This is a genomic window from Microbacterium lacus, assembly GCF_039531105.1.
Classification (GTDB): domain Bacteria; phylum Actinomycetota; class Actinomycetes; order Actinomycetales; family Microbacteriaceae; genus Microbacterium; species Microbacterium lacus.
In genome coordinates, this window is the sequence record NZ_BAAAPK010000001.1 from 2,481,157 (window position 1) to 2,497,216 (window position 16,060).

15 protein-coding genes and 1 tRNA gene are annotated in these 16,060 nt (G+C 70.9%); 10 read left to right on the plus strand and 6 right to left on the minus strand.

Annotated elements, in window-relative coordinates:
* Genes ABD197_RS11840 through ABD197_RS11850 form a run of 3 tightly spaced genes read left to right on the plus strand, consistent with a single transcriptional unit; the run spans position 1 to position 3,904 of the window.
* Positions 1 to 1,095, plus strand: a complete 1,095-nt coding sequence (locus tag ABD197_RS11840) for a carbohydrate ABC transporter permease (RefSeq protein WP_344054762.1) — start codon at positions 1 to 3, stop codon at positions 1,093 to 1,095.
* Entirely contained in the window at positions 1,092 to 1,997 is a 906-nt protein-coding gene (locus tag ABD197_RS11845) for a carbohydrate ABC transporter permease (protein ID WP_344054764.1), read from the plus strand. The genes ABD197_RS11840 and ABD197_RS11845 overlap by 4 nt, the downstream gene beginning before the upstream one ends.
* On the plus strand, positions 1,994 to 3,904 hold the full coding sequence (locus ABD197_RS11850; RefSeq protein WP_344054766.1) for a glycogen debranching N-terminal domain-containing protein: 1,911 nt from the start codon (positions 1,994 to 1,996) through the stop codon (positions 3,902 to 3,904). Before ABD197_RS11845 ends, ABD197_RS11850 begins: the two co-directional genes overlap by 4 nt.
* Here the strand turns inward: ABD197_RS11850 and ABD197_RS11855 are convergent.
* Entirely contained in the window at positions 3,883 to 4,359 is a 477-nt protein-coding gene (locus ABD197_RS11855) for a YbaK/EbsC family protein (protein ID WP_344054768.1), read from the minus strand. The two genes, ABD197_RS11850 and ABD197_RS11855, sit on opposite strands and share 22 nt — an antisense overlap.
* A gap of 146 nt (positions 4,360 to 4,505) precedes the next feature.
* Between ABD197_RS11855 and ABD197_RS11860 the strand changes: the two genes are divergently transcribed.
* Positions 4,506 to 6,386: a heavy metal translocating P-type ATPase gene (locus ABD197_RS11860; RefSeq protein WP_344054770.1), complete on the plus strand. Its 1,881-nt coding sequence runs from the start codon at positions 4,506 to 4,508 to the stop codon at positions 6,384 to 6,386.
* A 189-nt stretch (positions 6,387 to 6,575) separates the two neighbouring features.
* Here ABD197_RS11860 and ABD197_RS11865 read toward each other — a convergent pair whose 3' ends face one another.
* Complete coding sequence (locus ABD197_RS11865) at positions 6,576 to 7,433, minus strand: type IV toxin-antitoxin system AbiEi family antitoxin domain-containing protein (protein ID WP_344054772.1); 858 nt, start codon at positions 7,431 to 7,433, stop codon at positions 6,576 to 6,578.
* Positions 7,434 to 7,866: 433 nt separating this feature from the next.
* Between ABD197_RS11865 and ABD197_RS11870 the strand changes: the two genes are divergently transcribed.
* Positions 7,867 to 8,937, plus strand: a complete 1,071-nt coding sequence (locus ABD197_RS11870; RefSeq protein WP_344054774.1) for a Glu/Leu/Phe/Val dehydrogenase family protein — start codon at positions 7,867 to 7,869, stop codon at positions 8,935 to 8,937.
* Between the two features lie 83 nt (positions 8,938 to 9,020).
* Complete coding sequence (locus tag ABD197_RS11875) at positions 9,021 to 10,610, plus strand: AMP-binding protein (protein ID WP_344054776.1); 1,590 nt, start codon at positions 9,021 to 9,023, stop codon at positions 10,608 to 10,610.
* A 133-nt stretch (positions 10,611 to 10,743) separates the two neighbouring features.
* Here the strand turns inward: ABD197_RS11875 and ABD197_RS11880 are convergent.
* Positions 10,744 to 10,816, minus strand: a tRNA-Ala gene (locus ABD197_RS11880).
* Positions 10,817 to 10,898: 82 nt separating this feature from the next.
* Between ABD197_RS11880 and ABD197_RS11885 the strand changes: the two genes are divergently transcribed.
* Positions 10,899 to 12,083: an amidohydrolase gene (locus ABD197_RS11885; protein WP_344054778.1), complete on the plus strand. Its 1,185-nt coding sequence runs from the start codon at positions 10,899 to 10,901 to the stop codon at positions 12,081 to 12,083.
* Positions 12,084 to 12,090: 7 nt separating this feature from the next.
* Here the strand turns inward: ABD197_RS11885 and ABD197_RS11890 are convergent, their stop codons facing one another.
* From ABD197_RS11890 to galU, 3 genes are all read right to left on the minus strand, one after another.
* A complete protein-coding gene (locus ABD197_RS11890; protein WP_344054780.1) occupies positions 12,091 to 12,966 on the minus strand; it encodes a large exoprotein in 876 nt (291 codons plus the stop codon).
* Positions 12,967 to 13,037: 71 nt separating this feature from the next.
* A complete protein-coding gene (locus ABD197_RS11895) occupies positions 13,038 to 13,667 on the minus strand; it encodes a GNAT family N-acetyltransferase (RefSeq protein ID WP_344054782.1) in 630 nt (209 codons plus the stop codon).
* 23 nt (positions 13,668 to 13,690) lie between these two features.
* On the minus strand, positions 13,691 to 14,578 hold the full coding sequence (galU, locus tag ABD197_RS11900; protein ID WP_344054784.1) for a UTP--glucose-1-phosphate uridylyltransferase GalU: 888 nt from the start codon (positions 14,576 to 14,578) through the stop codon (positions 13,691 to 13,693).
* Positions 14,579 to 14,674: 96 nt separating this feature from the next.
* Here galU and ABD197_RS11905 point away from each other — a divergent pair, with 96 nt between their 5' ends.
* The 3 genes from ABD197_RS11905 to mscL are packed head-to-tail and all read left to right on the plus strand — an operon-like array spanning position 14,675 to position 16,046.
* Positions 14,675 to 15,271 (plus strand): 5-formyltetrahydrofolate cyclo-ligase, encoded by a 597-nt coding sequence (locus ABD197_RS11905; RefSeq protein WP_344054786.1) that lies wholly within the window; start codon positions 14,675 to 14,677, stop codon positions 15,269 to 15,271.
* A gap of 19 nt (positions 15,272 to 15,290) precedes the next feature.
* Positions 15,291 to 15,590, plus strand: coding sequence for an FmdB family zinc ribbon protein (locus ABD197_RS11910; RefSeq protein WP_344054788.1), 300 nt, complete (start codon positions 15,291 to 15,293; stop codon positions 15,588 to 15,590).
* Positions 15,591 to 15,623: 33 nt separating this feature from the next.
* Positions 15,624 to 16,046 (plus strand): large conductance mechanosensitive channel protein MscL, encoded by a 423-nt coding sequence (gene mscL / locus ABD197_RS11915; protein ID WP_344054790.1) that lies wholly within the window; start codon positions 15,624 to 15,626, stop codon positions 16,044 to 16,046.
* Positions 16,047 to 16,060: the final 14 nt, after the last annotated feature.

Below are 16,060 nucleotides of genomic sequence, written 5' to 3' on the forward strand. Positions count from 1 at the left end.
ATGACCCTCCAGGTCCGCACCCCTCGTCGCGGCGCATCCTCCGGGATCCGCCGCGGCGAGGGGGTCGCCGGATGGATCTTCACGGCCCCCGTGATCCTCATCCTCGGCGTGTTCCTCTTCATCCCGGTGCTCATGGCGCTGTGGGTGAGCTTCTCCGACTGGTCCGGACGTGGGAGCCCCCTCTCCCCCTCGGTCGGCTTCGTCGGCCTCGACAACTACGCGGCCGTCACGACCGGCGGGGGCCTCGCCGAGCGCAACTTCGGCATCGCGCTGCGCAACAACGCCTGGTACGTGCTGCTGGTCGTGCCCCTGCAGACCGCGCTCGCCCTCTTCCTCGCGGTACTGGTGAGCCGCGCGATCCTCCGCGGGCGCGGGTTCTTCCGCACCGCCTTCTACTTCCCGTCGGTGACGAGTTCGGTGGCGATCACGGTGCTGTGGCTGTTCCTCTTCTCGACGACGGGTGTGATCAACGAGGTGCTGTCCTGGGTCGGCATCGCCGGACCGAACTGGTTCAACGAACCCGAGGGCATCATCCACGCCGCCCTCGCCTCGGTCGGCATCACGTCCGGACCGGAGGCGCTCACCTCGAGCGGCTTCCTCGGGATCTCCTGGTGGGAGTGGCTCGCGGGTCCCTCCTTCGCGATGAGCGCGTTCATCCTGATGGCGATCTTCACCACGAGCGGCACGATGATGCTCCTGTTCATCGCGGCGTTGCAGAACGTCGGCGCCGAGCTCGGCGAAGCGGCGATGATGGACGGCGCGAACGGCTGGCAGCGGTTCTGGCGGATCACCCTGCCCCAGTTGCGCCCGACCCTGTTCACCGTTCTGACGCTGGGCCTGATCGGCTGCTGGCAGGTGTTCGACCAGATCTACACCGGCACGCAGGGCGGACCGGGCAAGACGACGCTCACTCCCGCGTTCCTCTCTTACCAGTCCGCCTTCAACGGGCAGGAGTGGGGTCAGGGGTCGGCGATCGCGTTCATCCTGTTCGTCATCATCATCGTGTTCACGATCTTCCAGCGCTGGGTGCTGCGCGAGCGGCCGGTCTCCAAGCGGCGAGCGCGGCAGTACCAGGTGAAGGGACAGCAGCCATGACCACGACCGCGATCGGCGAGACCGTCGTACAGGAGGTCTCCCCCGCCGCGCCGACGCGCCGCAGGCGCTGGACGCCGGGGGTTCGCACCGCGCAGGTGCTGCTGTACCTCACCCTGATCGTCCTGGCGCTCATCTACATCTACCCGTTCCTGGTGCAGGTGGCGACGTCGTTCAAGACCGATGCCGAGGCGACGGCCAACCCGATCGCGCTCATCCCGTCGGTCTTCTCGTTCGCCGCGTACGAGCTGCTGTTCACCCGGAGCGACTTCCCGCTCTGGTTCATGAACTCCGCGATCGTGACGGTCTTCGTCACGCTCGGGCGCGTGTTCTTCGTGTCGCTCGCCGGGTATGCACTGGCACGTCTGACCTTCCGGGGCCGGGGCGTGATCTTCGCGCTCGTCGTCGCGGTGATGGCGGTGCCCGGCGTCGTGCTGCTGATCCCGAAATTCCTCGTACTGAATCAGATCGGCATCTACGACTCGTACATGGGCATGATCCTGCCGCTCCTGGTGGATGCGGCCGGGGTGTTCATCATGAAGAACTTCTTCGAGTCGATCCCCGTCTCGATCGAGGAGCAGGCCCGCATCGACGGCGCCGGGACGTTCCGCGTGTTCTGGTCCGTCGTCCTGCCGATGGCGCGCCCGGCGCTCATCACGATCATCATCCTGTCGTTCCAGGGGTCGTGGAACGAGCTCAGTCACTTCATCGTGTCCACGCAGTCGCCCGAGCTCACGACGCTCACGAAAGGCGTCGCGTCGCTCGCGTCCGGGCAGCTCAGCCAGGGCAACCAGTTCCCGCTGAAGCTCGCCGCCGCCGCCATCATGACGATCCCCGTCGCCGTGATGTTCTTCATCTTCCAGAAGCGCATCATGAACACCACAGAAGGAGCCCTCAAGGGATGACCGACTCGACCAGCCCGCCCGTCCAGCCCCTGCTGAGCGATGCCGTGATCGCGCTGCGCGCCCCCACCCAGGTGTGGTCGGGGCGCAGCGGCGACCTCGGTGCGAGCGCGATCGACGGGGTGTACCACGGCGACGTGCGGCACGTCCGGGCGGTCGCGCTCACTGTCGACGCGGCGCGTCCAGAGTGGATCTCGGTCGCACCGCGCGGCGCGTCTGCCGTCGTCTTCGGCGGCCTGCTGCGTGCGCTCGATGATCCGACCCCCGACCCGAAGGTGCGCCTGCGACGCGAGCGGGTGGTCGGGGACGGCGTCGTCGAGGAGACCCTGACGGTGATCAGCCACCTCGACGAGCAGGTCGAGGTCGGGCTCCGTGTGCGCATCGAACCCGACTTCGCGCCGCTGCAGCAGATCAAGGCCGGCATCGCCGGGCCCGAGGTGTGGACCGCGGTGACCGAGGCCCCCGGCTCGGTCACCGTCCGCGCCGCCGAGCGGTCCTTCGTGATCGATGCGCCGGACGCGGGCGTGGAGGTCGACGCGGACGGCATCACCCTGCGGTGGCGGGTGACCGCACTCCCCCGCGCCGCGGTGGCGGCATCCTGGACCCTGCGACTGGACGACCCGGGTCTGGTCGTGCGCGGGACGACCCGACCGGTGTCGTGGACGGTGCCGCACGTCGGCGGCGACCCGCGCGTGCAGCGCTGGATGGATGCCGCGCTCGGCGATCTGGACGCGCTCCGACTGACGCTGCCCGACCTGCCCGGCGAGGAGTTCTACGCCGCCGGGGCGCCGTGGTTCCTGACGCTGTTCGGCCGGGACTCACTGTGGGCCGCGCGCCTCGCCCTGCCGGTGGATCACCGCATGGCGGCGTCGACGCTGCGGGTGCTGGCGCGCTTCCAGGGGACGCGGACGGATGTCGGCACCGCCGAGCAGCCCGGCAAGATCCTGCACGAGCTACGCGGCGAGCCGCTCGTGATCCCCGGCGAAGACGTGATCCTGCCGCCGGTGTACTACGGGACGGTCGACGCGACGGCGCTGTGGGTCTGCCTGCTCGCGGACGCGTGGCGGGCCGGGATGCCCGAGGGCGAGGTGCGGGCGCTCCTGCCGGCACTGCGCGGAGCGCTGGACTGGCTGCTGCATCACGGCGACAGCGACGGCGACGGCTTCATCGACTACATCGACGAGACCGGGCACGGCCTGGCCAACCAGGGCTGGAAGGACTCCGGGGACTCGATCCAATGGCGCTCCGGCGAGCTGGCCGAGGGGCCGATCGCGCTGTGCGAAGTGCAGGGGTACGCGTACGAAGCGGCGCGCGCCGGGGCGGACCTGCTCGATCATCTCGGAGAGCCGGGATCGGCGGAGCTCCGCTCGTGGGCAGCCACGCTGAAGGCCCGCTTCGCGGAGGCGTACTGGGTCACGACGGAGGAAGGGCGCTACCCCGCGATCGCGCTGGACCGGCACAAGCAGCCGGTGGACACCCTCACGAGCAACATCGGCCACCTGCTCGGCACCGGGATCCTCGAACCCGACGAGGAAGCCGGGGTCGCGGCCCTGCTGACCGGCCCGTCGATGCTGTCCGGCTACGGCGTACGCACGATGTCCACGGGCGCGCGCGGATACTGGCCGCTCAGCTACCACGGAGGGAGCGTGTGGACGCACGACTCGGCGATCATCGCGCGCGGGATGGCGCTCGCGGGGCTGCACGATGCGGCCGCGACCGTCGTGGACGGGCTGCTCGCGGCCGCGGAGGGCTTCGGGTTCCGCATGCCCGAGCTGCACGCGGGCGACTCCGCCGCCGAGACGTCGGTGCCGACGCCCTACCCGGCCGCGTGCCGGCCGCAGGCGTGGTCCGCCGCGGCGGCGATCACCGCCGCGCAGATCGCGGGCGGTCAGTCGACCTTGACGACCTGACCACCGGTGAGGGCGACGAGTTCGTCGAAGGTCATCGGGAAGACGGTGTGCGGCGTGCCGCCCGCCGCCCAGATCTGCGGGTAGCCGGCGAGGTCCTCGTCGATCAGGGTGGGCAGCGGCGCCGGGTGGCCGGTCGGGGCGACGCCGCCGATCGCCTGACCGGTCGCCTCGCGCACCTGCTCGGCGCTCGCCCGTCGGATGCTCCCCCGTCCGGTGCGGGCGGCGAGCGCGGCGGTGTCCACGCGGTGCGCGCCGCTGGTCATGACCAGGAGGGGCGCGTCGTCGGACCAGAACACCAGGCTGTTCGCGATCGCGCCCACCTCGATGCCGAGCGCCGCGGCGGCGAGGGCCGCCGTGGACGCGGCATCCGGAAGCACGACGATCTCGCCCGTGATCCCCGCGGCGCGCAGGGCGTCGTGGACGAGGCGGCTGCGGGCGGGGAGCGCGTCGGTCATCCGTTCAGGATAGGTCCCTGCGCTTGTCCTGCGGTCCCGCGAAAGGGCACACGTGTCCGGCGACACGCCGTGCGGTGCATTCGGGCCCCTTTCGTCAGCGGCAGGGCGGGCTGGCGCGCAGGGACGACGCGCGCCAGGCTGAGAGCGTGCTCCGCGTCCTGACGCGCTACCCCGCCATCACGGCCACCGTCGCCGTGGGGCTCGTGGTGCTCGGCCTCTCGCTCGCCGGCCAGTCCGCGGCCGGCCGATGGCTGGCCATCCTCTACGTCTCCGGCTTCATCGTCTGGACCCTGATCGGCATGGTCCGCGACGTCCTCCGCGGACACGTCGGTCTCGACATCCTCGCCGTCGTCGCGATGGTCGCCACCCTCGCCGTCGGCGAGTACGTCGCCGCGCTCATCATCGTGCTCATGCTCGCGGGCGGCGAGGCGCTGGAGGACTACGCCGGGCGCCGCGCGAAGCGCGAACTCACGGCCCTGCTCGACCGCTCGCCCCGCATCGCCCACGTGATCGTGCGCCCCCGGGAGGAGACCTCTGACGAGGTGCGGGATGCCGCCGCCGACGAGGTTCGCGTGGGCGATGTCCTGCTGGTGCGGCCGTCGGAGATCGTCCCGGTCGACGGGGTTCTGCTCACGGAGTCCGGCACGTTCGACGAGTCCTCGCTCACGGGCGAGAGCATGCCGGTTTCGCGCGCGGCGGGCGAGGAGGTGCTCTCCGGGGCGGTGAACGGGTCGCGCGCGGTGCGCATCCGGGCCGTGCGCCGCAGCGCGGACAGCCAGTACCAGCAGATCGTGGCGCTCGTCCGCGACGCGCAGGAGTCGCGGGCTCCGGTCGTGCGACTCGCCGACCGCTTCGCGATCCCGTTCACCGCCGTCTCGCTCGTGATCGCCGGTGCCGCATGGGGCCTGTCCGGCGACCCGGCGCGATTCGCCGAGGTGCTCGTGCTCGCGACTCCGTGCCCGTTGCTGATCGCGGCGCCGGTCGCCTTCCTCGGCGGACTCTCGCGTGCGGCGAAGGCCGGGATCATCATCAAGGGCGGGGCGGTGATCGAGCAGCTCGCGCGCGTCCGCTCGGCGGCGTTCGACAAGACCGGCACGCTCACGCAGGGAAGACCGGACCTGGTGGCGGTGCGCCCCGCCCCGGGCTTCGACGCCGACGACGTGCTCGCACTGGCGGCATCCGCTGAGCAGTACTCCAGCCATGTCCTCGCCGACGGCATCCGTCGGGCCGCGCAGGAGCGCGGACTCGGCGTCGCAGCGGCCACGGAGGCGCGCGAGGTCGCGACGAACGGCGTGACCGCGGTGATCGGTGGCCGCACGGTCGTGGTCGGCAAGCCCGCGTACATCGCCGCCCTCGCTCCCGACACCGAACGCACATCGCTCGAGCCCGGGCAGGCCGCCGCCTACGTCGCCGTGGACGGGCGGTTCGCGGGCGCGCTCGTCCTCGCCGACGACGTGCGTCCGGAGTCGCGCGACGTCGTCGAATGGCTCGCCGCGCACGGCGTCGAGCGGATCGTGATGCTGACCGGCGATGCCCGCGCGACCGGTGAGAGCATCGCGCACGAAGTCGGCATCACCGACGTGCACGCGGAGCTGCTTCCCACCGAGAAGGTGCATCTCGCCGCGCAGTTGCGCCCGCGCCCGGTCATGATGGTGGGCGACGGTGTGAACGACGCCCCGGTGCTCGCCGCCGCGGACATCGGCATCGCGATGGGCGCGAAGGGCGCGACCGCGGCGGGCGATGCCGCGGATGCCGTGATCCTGAAGGACTCCCTCGCGAAGGTCGTCGACGCGGTCTCGATCGGACGGCACACGCTGCGGGTCGCGTACACCGCGATCTGGATCGGCATCGCGATCAGCATCGCGCTCATGCTCGTCGCGACGACGGGGCTCATCCCGGCCGTCGCCGGCGCGCTGATCCAGGAGCTCGTCGACCTGACGACGATCCTGTACGCGCTGCGCGCCCTGACCGGCCCCGCGTCCGGTCTGCGGGTGTCCGAGTCCAGGGCGCCGGCTGCAGCGGCCTGAGTCCGGGGCGCCGGCTGCAGCGGCCTGAGTCCGGGGCGCCGACTGCAGCGGCCTGAGTCCGGGTGACCGTTCACCCCGGTTCCCGCCCCCGGCGTGCCGAAAGACTGCTGCCTGGTTCCTATGTCGCCCCCGGCGCGGCGACACGCCGACAGCCGTCACAGCCAGCAGTACTTCGGCACGCCGCGGGCCTCAGCCGCGCCCGGCAGCGCCGGGGAACCCCCGGAGTCGCGCCTCACGAATGCCGCGCAACGACGCGACGACCCGCTCGGGGTGATAGAGGATGTCCTCGGCGATGACATGCAGCGATGCCAACCCCATCGCGGCGAGAGCGACGTCTCGCCGCCGATCGCGCTTCTGCGCCTCCCACCCGGAATGGAACTGCGCACTGTCGCACTCGACGACCAGCCACCCGTCGAGCACCAGATCCACCCTCCCCACCCCGGCGAACCACTTCTGAAGCTCGACCTCGAACCCGAGCATGAGCGCGATCAGCCGCACGAGCGTCTCCGGGCCCGACTCGGCCCGACCGTCGACGAAACGGCGCAGCACCCGCCGTCGAGGTGACACCCCGGCGAAGATCTCGTCGAGGTCGTCCTCATCGATCAACCGCAGCTGCAGGGCCGAGTCGATCGTGGCGATCGCTGCCCGCGGCGGCTGGCACTCGATGGCCTGCGCGACGGCATCGATGACGTCCACGACGGTCGTCCGCGGGTGCGGACACCGCAGGAGCGGTCTCCAGTGCCAGATGCTCGCGCCGCGCGCGACGGCTGCCTTGCGCGTGCCGCGCTCGAAGTGCACATGCAGTTCGTCGCTCCGGAGCACGAACACGCCCACGCGTCGCAGCGACGACACGCAGCCGAGTCGACCGGAGTTCCGCGCGGCGAGGATGCAGTCCCGATCGGCCCCGGCGTGCATGTACACGCCGCGGCGCACACTGATGAGGACGCCCTCCCGCACCGCGCGCGCGATGTCCCGCTTGCTCCATCCCTGCCGGCGGAGATCCACCGCACGATAGAGCCTGTCCGGACCGGCCTCGTCTGTCGACATCCCGTCAGGTTGGCCGCACCGCCGCCGCTGTGGACCGCGCGCGGTCGCTTCTGTGCACGCCGTGACGAAGGCGCGGCCTGGGGAGGAACGGTTCCGCGGCCCGAACGACTGCTGACAGTGACTGAAGTCGGCATCCGACGGCCGGAATCGCCCCGTCCGCCCCACCCAGCCGTCGCCGGGGACGGGGCGGCGTGCGCCGCACCGTGCGAGACGCACGGTGGCGAGGGCCTTCGAGGAGGGACACTGCGCAGATCGCTCGATTTCATCGACGCACGTTGAACATTCGGGATGCCGGTGGTCGAATGGACCCGGATGCGCGAAGCCGCCCATCCCCCGCACCCGCCGAGTCCCACAAGGACGGTGCTCCCCGGCGCCCGCGTCTCAGGACCGAGCCCGGCGAGGCACCACGGCGGCCGATCGACGAGGACCGACCATGTCTGCGACCCTGCCCCTGCCCGACTTCCGCCACGAACGCGTCGAGACCGTGACCGGTCGCCGCAGCGGCCTGTTCATCGCGGTGGCACTGCACTCCTCCGTGCTCGGCTCCGCCCTCGGCGGCGCCCGCCTGTGGAGCTACCCGCACTGGAGCGACGCCCTCGGCGACGCGCTGCGCCTTTCGGCGGCGATGACGCTCAAGAACGCGGCGGCGGGGCTGGATGCCGGAGGCGGCAAGTCCGTGATCGCACTCCCGCCCGGCACGCAGTTGGACGCCGAGCGCCGTCGCGCGGCATTCCTCGACCTCGGTGACACCGTCGAGTCGCTCGGTGGCCTGTACCGCACGGCGGAGGATGTGGGCTCGACGACCGAGGACATGCTCACCGTCAGCGAGAGGACGAGCCATGTCGTGGGTCTGCCCGAGGCCGGCGGCGGATCGGGCGAGCCCGCGGGGCCGACGAGCCTCGGCGTGTACGAGTCGCTCCGCGCGACCCTGGAACGCGTGACGGGGTCGGCCGACGTCGCCGGGCGTCGCATCACGATCTCCGGCCTCGGCCAGGTCGGCAGCCGCCTCGCGGTGCGCCTGAGTGCTGAGGGCGCGAAGCTCACGGTCACCGATGTGAACCCCGCCAAGCGCGACCTCGCCGCGCAGCTGGATGCCGCGTGGATCGCACCCGGCGAGGAGCACCTCGTCTCGGCCGACGTGTTCGTCCCGGCCGGCATCGGCGGTCTCCTCACCGACGAGGTCATCGACGCTCTCGACGCGAAGGCCGTCTGCGGCCCCGCAAACAACCCCCTGGCCGATCACTCCGGCGCCGACCGGCTCGCCGGGCGCGGCATCCTGTATGCACCCGACTTCGTCGTGAACGCCGGCGGTGTGATCTACCTCGACCTGGAGGCCAAGCAGCTCGGCACCCGTGAAGAGATCATGGACCGCGTCGCCGCGATCGGCGACACCGTCCGTCGCATCTTCGACGAGGCCGAGACGCGCGGGGTCACACCACTCGAGGCGGCCGAGGGCCTTGCCGCGGAGCGCCTGGCGGCCGGCGCGCACGTCTTCGCGGGCTGAATCGCGGGACGCAGTCCCGCACCCGATGACACCCGGTCTCCACGGTGCGAGGATGGGAGCACCGCGTCGTCGAGGGAGACCGCATGTTCCGAAGCCCCATGCCCGATGTCGAGATTCCCGAGGTGGGCGTCTACGACTTCCTCTTCGGGTCGCTCAGCGAAGCGGATGCCGCCGCCACGGCTCTGATCGACCCGGCGACCGGTGCCGAGACGACGTACGGGGCGCTCCGCGCGCAGGTGGATGCGTTCGCCGGGGCGCTGGCAGCCCGCGGCGTGGAGACCGGCACCGTGGTCGGGCTGCTCTGCCCGAACGTGCCGGCCTTCGCCACCGTGTTCCACGGCATTCTCCGGCTCGGGGCGACCGTCACCACGATCAACTCGCTCTACACCGCGGGAGAGATCCAGAAGCAGCTGAGCGACGCCGGGGCGACCTGGCTCATCACGGTGTCGCCGCTGCTGCCGCAGGCGGAAGCCGCTGCGGCCGAGGTCGGCATCTCGGCCGACCATCTGATCGTGCTGGACGGCGCCGAGGGACACCCGAACCTGCGTGAGCTGCTCTCGGAGCAGCACACGCCGCCCGAGGTGAGTTTCGACCCGGCCACCCACGTCGCGGTTCTGCCCTACTCCTCCGGAACGACCGGCGTCCCGAAGGGCGTCATGCTCACGCACCGCAACCTCGTCGCGAACGTGCAGCAGTGCCGCTCGAACATCGATCTGAAGAACACCGACCGGGTGCTCGCCGTCCTGCCCTTCTTCCACATCTACGGCATGACGGTGCTGCTGAACCTCGCGCTCCGACAGCGGGCGAGCCTGGTCACGATGCCGAAGTTCGATCTGGTGGAGTTCCTCACGAACATCCAGACGCACCGCTGCACGTATCTGTACATCGCCCCGCCGATCGCGGTCGCCCTGGCCAAGCATCCGATCGTCGACCAGTTCGACATCTCCACGGTCCACACGGTCTTCTCCGGCGCGGCGCCCCTGGACGGCGAGACCGCGGAGGCCGCGGCCCGCCGCATCCACGCGCGCATGATGCAGGGCTACGGCATGAGCGAGCTGAGCCCCGTCTCGCACGCGATGCCCTACCAGCGGGACGACGTGCCGGTGAGTTCGGTCGGGACGCTCCTGCCGAACCAGGAGTGCAAGCTGGTCGACACCGAGACCGGCGAGGAGATCACCGAGCTCGGCCCGGACGGCGTGACCGCGCCGGGCGAGATCTGGGTCAGGGGCCCCAACGTCATGCTCGGGTACCTCAACAAGCCCGACGCGACCTCCGAGACCCTGGACGCCGAGGGATTCCTGCACACCGGCGACGTCGGGGTCTACCACGAGGGCGGCTACTTCTCGATCGTGGACCGGGTCAAGGAGCTCATCAAGTACAAGGGCTATCAGATCGCCCCGGCCGAGCTCGAGGCGCTGCTGCTGTCGCACCCGAAGATCATGGATGCCGCCGTGATCGGCGTCCTGGACGAGGACCGGCAGGAGATCCCGAAGGCGTTCATCGTGGCCGCCCCCGACGCGGGGGTGACGGATGCCGAGGTCATGGCGTTCGTGGCGGACAACGTCGCGCCCCACAAGAAGGTGCGCCGGGTGGAGTTCATCGACGCGATCCCGAAGTCCGCGTCGGGCAAGATCCTGCGCAAGGATCTCCGCGCCCGGGAGAGCGCTGCCTGATCCTTCGCATCGCCCACTGAGTGTCCAGGACACGTCGTCGCGTCCGCGGCGTACACGGCGCGTCGTGGACACTCGACGCAGGGGCCGGTCCCGGCAAGCGAAATGCCCCGCCGAGGCGGGGCATTTCAGAACGTGGACCTGAGGGGACTCGAACCCCTGACCCCCTCGATGCGAACGAGGTGCGCTACCAGCTGCGCCACAGGCCCATGAACCTCCGATAGGTTATCACGCACTCCGGGGCCTTCCCGCGCGCTGCGGCGCCGCACGCGGACGGTCCAGGATGGGAGTATGCCGCATCCCACGCTCGACCCGGTGACCCTTCTGCAGAACGTCCGGCCATGGGGCGGCACCCCCTCCGACATCGCGATCGCGGGCGGTCTGATCACCGCGATCACACCCGCCGGTCCGCCCGTGGAAGGCGCTGTCGACGGCGGCGGACTGCTCGCTCTGCCCGGACTGATCAACACGCACGCTCACGTCGACAAATCGTGGTGGGGCCTGCCGTGGCAGTCGTACGGCGGCGCAGGCGGAATCCAGGGACGGATCGACCACGAGCGCTCCCGGCGCCGCGAGCTGGGCTTCCCGAGCGTGGAGACCACCGCCGCCGTCCTGCGCGAATTCGCCCGCCACGGCACCACCGCCGTCCGCACGCACGTCGACATCGACACCGACATCGGCCGGGAGGGCATCGACGCCGTCCGCGAAGCCGCGGCCGCCTACGACGGCGCGATCGACGTGCAGATCGTCGCGTTCCCGCAGGACGGCGTCCTGCGTCGGCCCGGCGTTCTCGACATGCTGGCGGATGCTGCCCGCGCAGGAGCCGATCACGTCGGCGGGCTCGATCCCGCCTCGATCGACCGCGACCCCGTCGGCCAGCTCGACGCGATCTTCCGCCTGGCTGCGGAGCACGACGTCGGGATCGACATCCACCTGCACGACCCCGCCGAGCTGGGCGCGTTCCAGTTCGATCTGATCATCGACCGGACGCGCGCCCTGGGGCGCGAGGGTCGGGTGAACATCGCCCACGGCTTCGCTCTCGCGCAGGTCGATGACCTCCGGCGCCGCGATCTTCTCGCCGCGATGGGAGAACTCGACATCACGCTCACCACGGTCGCGCCGCTGCGTGTGCCGCAGTTGCCGCTGCGTGAGCTCGACGCGGCCGGTGTCGCGTTCGGCTTCGGCACGGACGGCATCCGCGACCTGTGGAGTCCCTACGGCACCGGCGATCTTCTCGGCATCGCCTGGCAGTATGCGCGCGCGTCGAGCATCGTCCGCGACGAGGACCTCATCCGGGTGCTCGAGCTCGCCACCCGCTCGGCAGCGCGCTTCGTCGGCCGCAGCACCCACGATCTGGTCGCCGGCTCTCGCGCCGACATCGTGCTGCTCGACGCCGAGAACCCGATGGACGCCCTCGTGCGCACTCCGCCGCGCGCACTCGTGATCGGCGGCGGGCGGGTGCTCCACGCGGCGTGAGCCGCGCTCAGCCCGCGCGGCTGGCGAGCAGTCGGCGCACGTGCGCTTCGATCTCCGCGTCGTCCACGGGACCGCGGCGACCGAGCTCGGCGGACTCGGTGCGGGCGCGCGCGACGGCGATCGACGGCGGGCGCTGGGCCTCGGCGCGCTGCCGTGCGGCTTCCTCGACGGCCGCCTGCCGCAGCGATTCGCGCGCGGCGGCGGCATCCAGCACGGCGGACGCGCGGGAGCCCGCAGACACCGTGAGCGGCCGGGGCAGTTCGCGCGGCGCCCAGCCGCGACGATCGGTCGGCAGCGCGACGTCCTGCACGGCAGCCTCGGTGCGCACGGCGACCGGTGCGACGCTCTCGCGGATCACTGCCCGCGCTCCGACGCGGTTCATCTTCTGCAGCAGCAGCGCGCACACGGCGGCGACGGCGACGCCGCTCCAGAGGGCGATCTGCGATCCGGTCGAGACCACGAGCCAACCGCCCCAGCCGGCGAGGCCGATCGCGGCGACCGCGAAGACGGTGAGGGTCAGACGCGTGCGACGCCGGGCCCGCGCGCGGCGGGCCTCGGGGGCGGCCTTGGCTGCGGCGCGCTCGTCGCGCGCCCGCTCGAGGTCCATGCGGGCCTGTTCGAGCGCGGTCTGCGTGCGCTCGTTGACGGCGCGGCGAGCGAGGCGCTGCTGCGCCAGCGCGGTGCGGGCGTTCAGTTCGAGACGGACCTCTTCGGGGGTCTCACTCGTCTCGGCCAGCACGCGCAGAGCCTGATTCAGACGCACCGCGTTGCGCTCCGCGGCGTCGAACTGCCGCCTGCTGTGCCACGTCGGCAGCAGATAGACCATCCACAGGAGCACCGCGACGAGCACGATCACTCCGCCGCCCAGTACCTGCCCACCCATGCCGACAACGGTATGCGAACGGATGCCGACGGACCGGCATCCTGCCGCGTGTCGGAGATGCCGGTTAGGGTTCAGGCCCGCAGGCGGTCGCTCGGCGGCACGGTCGCCGCATCCTGCGGCGCGCGCCCCTGCACCCAGCGGGCGAGGACCCCCTCGGGGACGTCCTCGCGCGTGAGGGCGAATGCGTAGTGGTCCCGCCAGTCGCCGTTGATGTGGATGAACCGCCGGCGCAGGCCTTCGTAGCGGAAGCCGAGCTTCTCGACGACCCGCAGGCTCGCCTGGTTCTCGGGGCGGATGCAGATCTCCATGCGGTGCAGGCGCATCTCGTCGAAGCACACGTCCGTCGCGAGGGCCACCGAGGTCGTGGTGATGCCACGTCCCGCGAACCGCTCGCTCACCCAATACCCGATCGTCGCCGACGCGAGGGATCCGCGGGCGATCCCCCACACGTTGAGCTGCCCGGTCACTTCACCGGCGTACTCCATCACGAGGGGCACGCCGGAGCCGTCGCGGTACTGCTGGAGGAGTCTGCGGATACCCGCGCGCATGTCGAAGGACACCGGCCCGTCCGGGCTCGTCGCCTCCCATGGCCGCAGCCAGGCACGGTTGGAGAGGAGTTCGTTCTGCAGCACGCGGGCATCGCGCGCACGCACCAGACGTATGCCGACTTCTCCGTGCCGGCGGGGCGTCGTCAGGTCCACGCAACCCCCTCGTGCCTGCGGCGTCAGAGCTTCGCCGCGAAATCCTTGAACCAGGGACGCAGCTCGGGGCCGAGATCCTCACGGTCGGCGGCCAGCTGCACGATGGCCTTGATGTAATCCACCCTATCGCCGGTGTCGTACCGACGGCCACGGAACACGACGCCGTACACGCCGGGTCCATCCGGGTCTGCGGCGAGCTCCTGCAGCGCGTCGGTCAGCTGGATCTCGCCGCCCTTTCCGGGCTCGGTGCGCTCGAGGATGTCGAAGATCGCCGGGCTCAGCACATAGCGGCCGATCACGGCGAGGTTCGACGGGGCGTCCTCGGGCTTCGGCTTCTCGACGAGCCCGGTGACCCGCACGACGTCGGGGTCATCGGTCTGCTCCGCGGCGGCGACACCGTACATGCCGATGTGGGCGGGGTCGACCTCCATGAGCGCGACGATCGCGGCGCCGGTGCGCTCGTGCTCGGCGAGCATCGTCGTCAGCAGCGCGTCGCGCTCGTCGATCAGGTCGTCGCCGAGCATCACGGCGAACGGCGAATCCCCGACGTGGGCGCGGGCGCGGAGGACCGCGTGACCGAGGCCCTTCGGGTCGCCCTGACGCACGAAGTGGATGTCGGCCATGTCGCTGGATGCCATGACCCGCTGGAGGCGATCGGCGTCGCCCTTCTCGGTGAGCTTGACCTCGAGTTCGGGGACGGAGTCGAAGTGGTTCGAGATGGCGTTCTTGTTGCGCCCGATGATGACCAGGATGTCCGTGATGCCGGCGGCGGCAGCCTCTTCGACGACGTACTGGATCGCGGGCTTGTCGACGACCGGCAGCATCTCTTTGGGCATGGCCTTGGTCGCAGGCAGGAAGCGGGTGCCGAGTCCCGCGGCGGGGATGACGGCCTTGAAGGGCTTGTGGGGCATCGTCCGACTCTACCGAGAGGCGGATGTGAGGCCCATGGGCGTCGTGTCGCCTTGCCCCCACGCGGACCCCGTGCTATCCGCGCCTACAATCGACGTATGCCCGACGAGATCGCCGACGCCAAGCGCGCCCTACGCGCCGAGCTGCGCGAGCGTCGTCAGCTGCTCTCGCAGCATGCGCGGGATGCCGCGGCCGCGGCGATCGCGCAGCGCCTCGACGCTCTGGTCGACGAGCTCGGCGTCCGGTCGATGTCGTGCTTCCTGTCCACCACGACGGAGCCGGGGACCCGCGACTTCGTCGACGCCGCGGTGCGGCGCGGCATCCGGGTCCTCCTTCCCGTGACGCGTGCCGACGGCCTGCTGGACTGGTCGGTCGCCACACCCGACCTCGACATCGCCGAGGGGCTGCACGGACTGCCCGAGCCGGTCGGGGAGCTGCTCGGACCCATCGCCGTGAACGACGTCGACCTGCTCGTGATCCCCGCGGCAGCCGTGGACCGCAGTGGGATGCGGCTCGGCTGGGGTCGCGGCTACTTCGACAAGACGATCGGCTCGATGGAGGGCTGCCCGCCGGTCTACGCGGTCGTCTACGACTCCGAACTCCTCGACGAGGTCCCCCGCGACGTGCACGACCAGCCCGTGACGGGTGTCGTCACCCCCACTCAGACCCTTCGCCTCGCGCCCGCGCGGCGCTGACCGCCCGAAAGAGCAGCCCATGCCGACCTACGCCTATGCCTGCAAGCAGTGCGGACACCGCTTCGACGCCGTGCAGTCCTTCGCCGACCCCACCCTCACCGAGTGCCCCGAGTGCGGCGGAGAGCTGCGCAAGGAGTACGGCTCGATCGGCGTGACCTTCAACGGATCCGGCTTCTACCGCACCGATTCGCGCGCGGGATCCGCGAAGTCCTCCGACGCGGGTTCATCCTCGACCGGCTCATCGGGTGGCACCGCGCCCGCTCCTTCGGCATCATCGAAGTCGGAGTCGAAGTCCTCGCCGGCATCGACCGGATCCTGACCGGCGGAAGCCGGCGACACTGAGGAGAATCACGTGATCAAAGGCTTCAAGGAGTTCATCCTCCGCGGAAACGTCATCGACCTGGCCGTCGCGGTCGTCATCGGCGCGGCGTTCACCGGCATCGTCAACGCGATCGTCGCCGGGCTCATCAACCCCCTGATCGCCCTGATCTTCCAGGCCGACAGCCTGAACGACCTGGTGATCGGCGTCCCGAACGTCCGCGGCGGCATGACCGATTTCGGCATCGGCGTGATCATCGGCGCGATCATCAACTTCCTCGCGGTCGCTGTCGTCGTGTACTTCGTCTTCGTCTACCCGATGAACCGGGTGAAGGAACGCGCGGCCGCGAAGGCCGGCATCGCCGAAGAAGAAGCGTCCGAGCTGCCGACCGAGCAGGAGCTGCTGCTGCAGATCCGCGATCTGCTCGCCGCGCCGAACGGCCCCGCACCCAAGTAGTCGCGCGGTCTCGG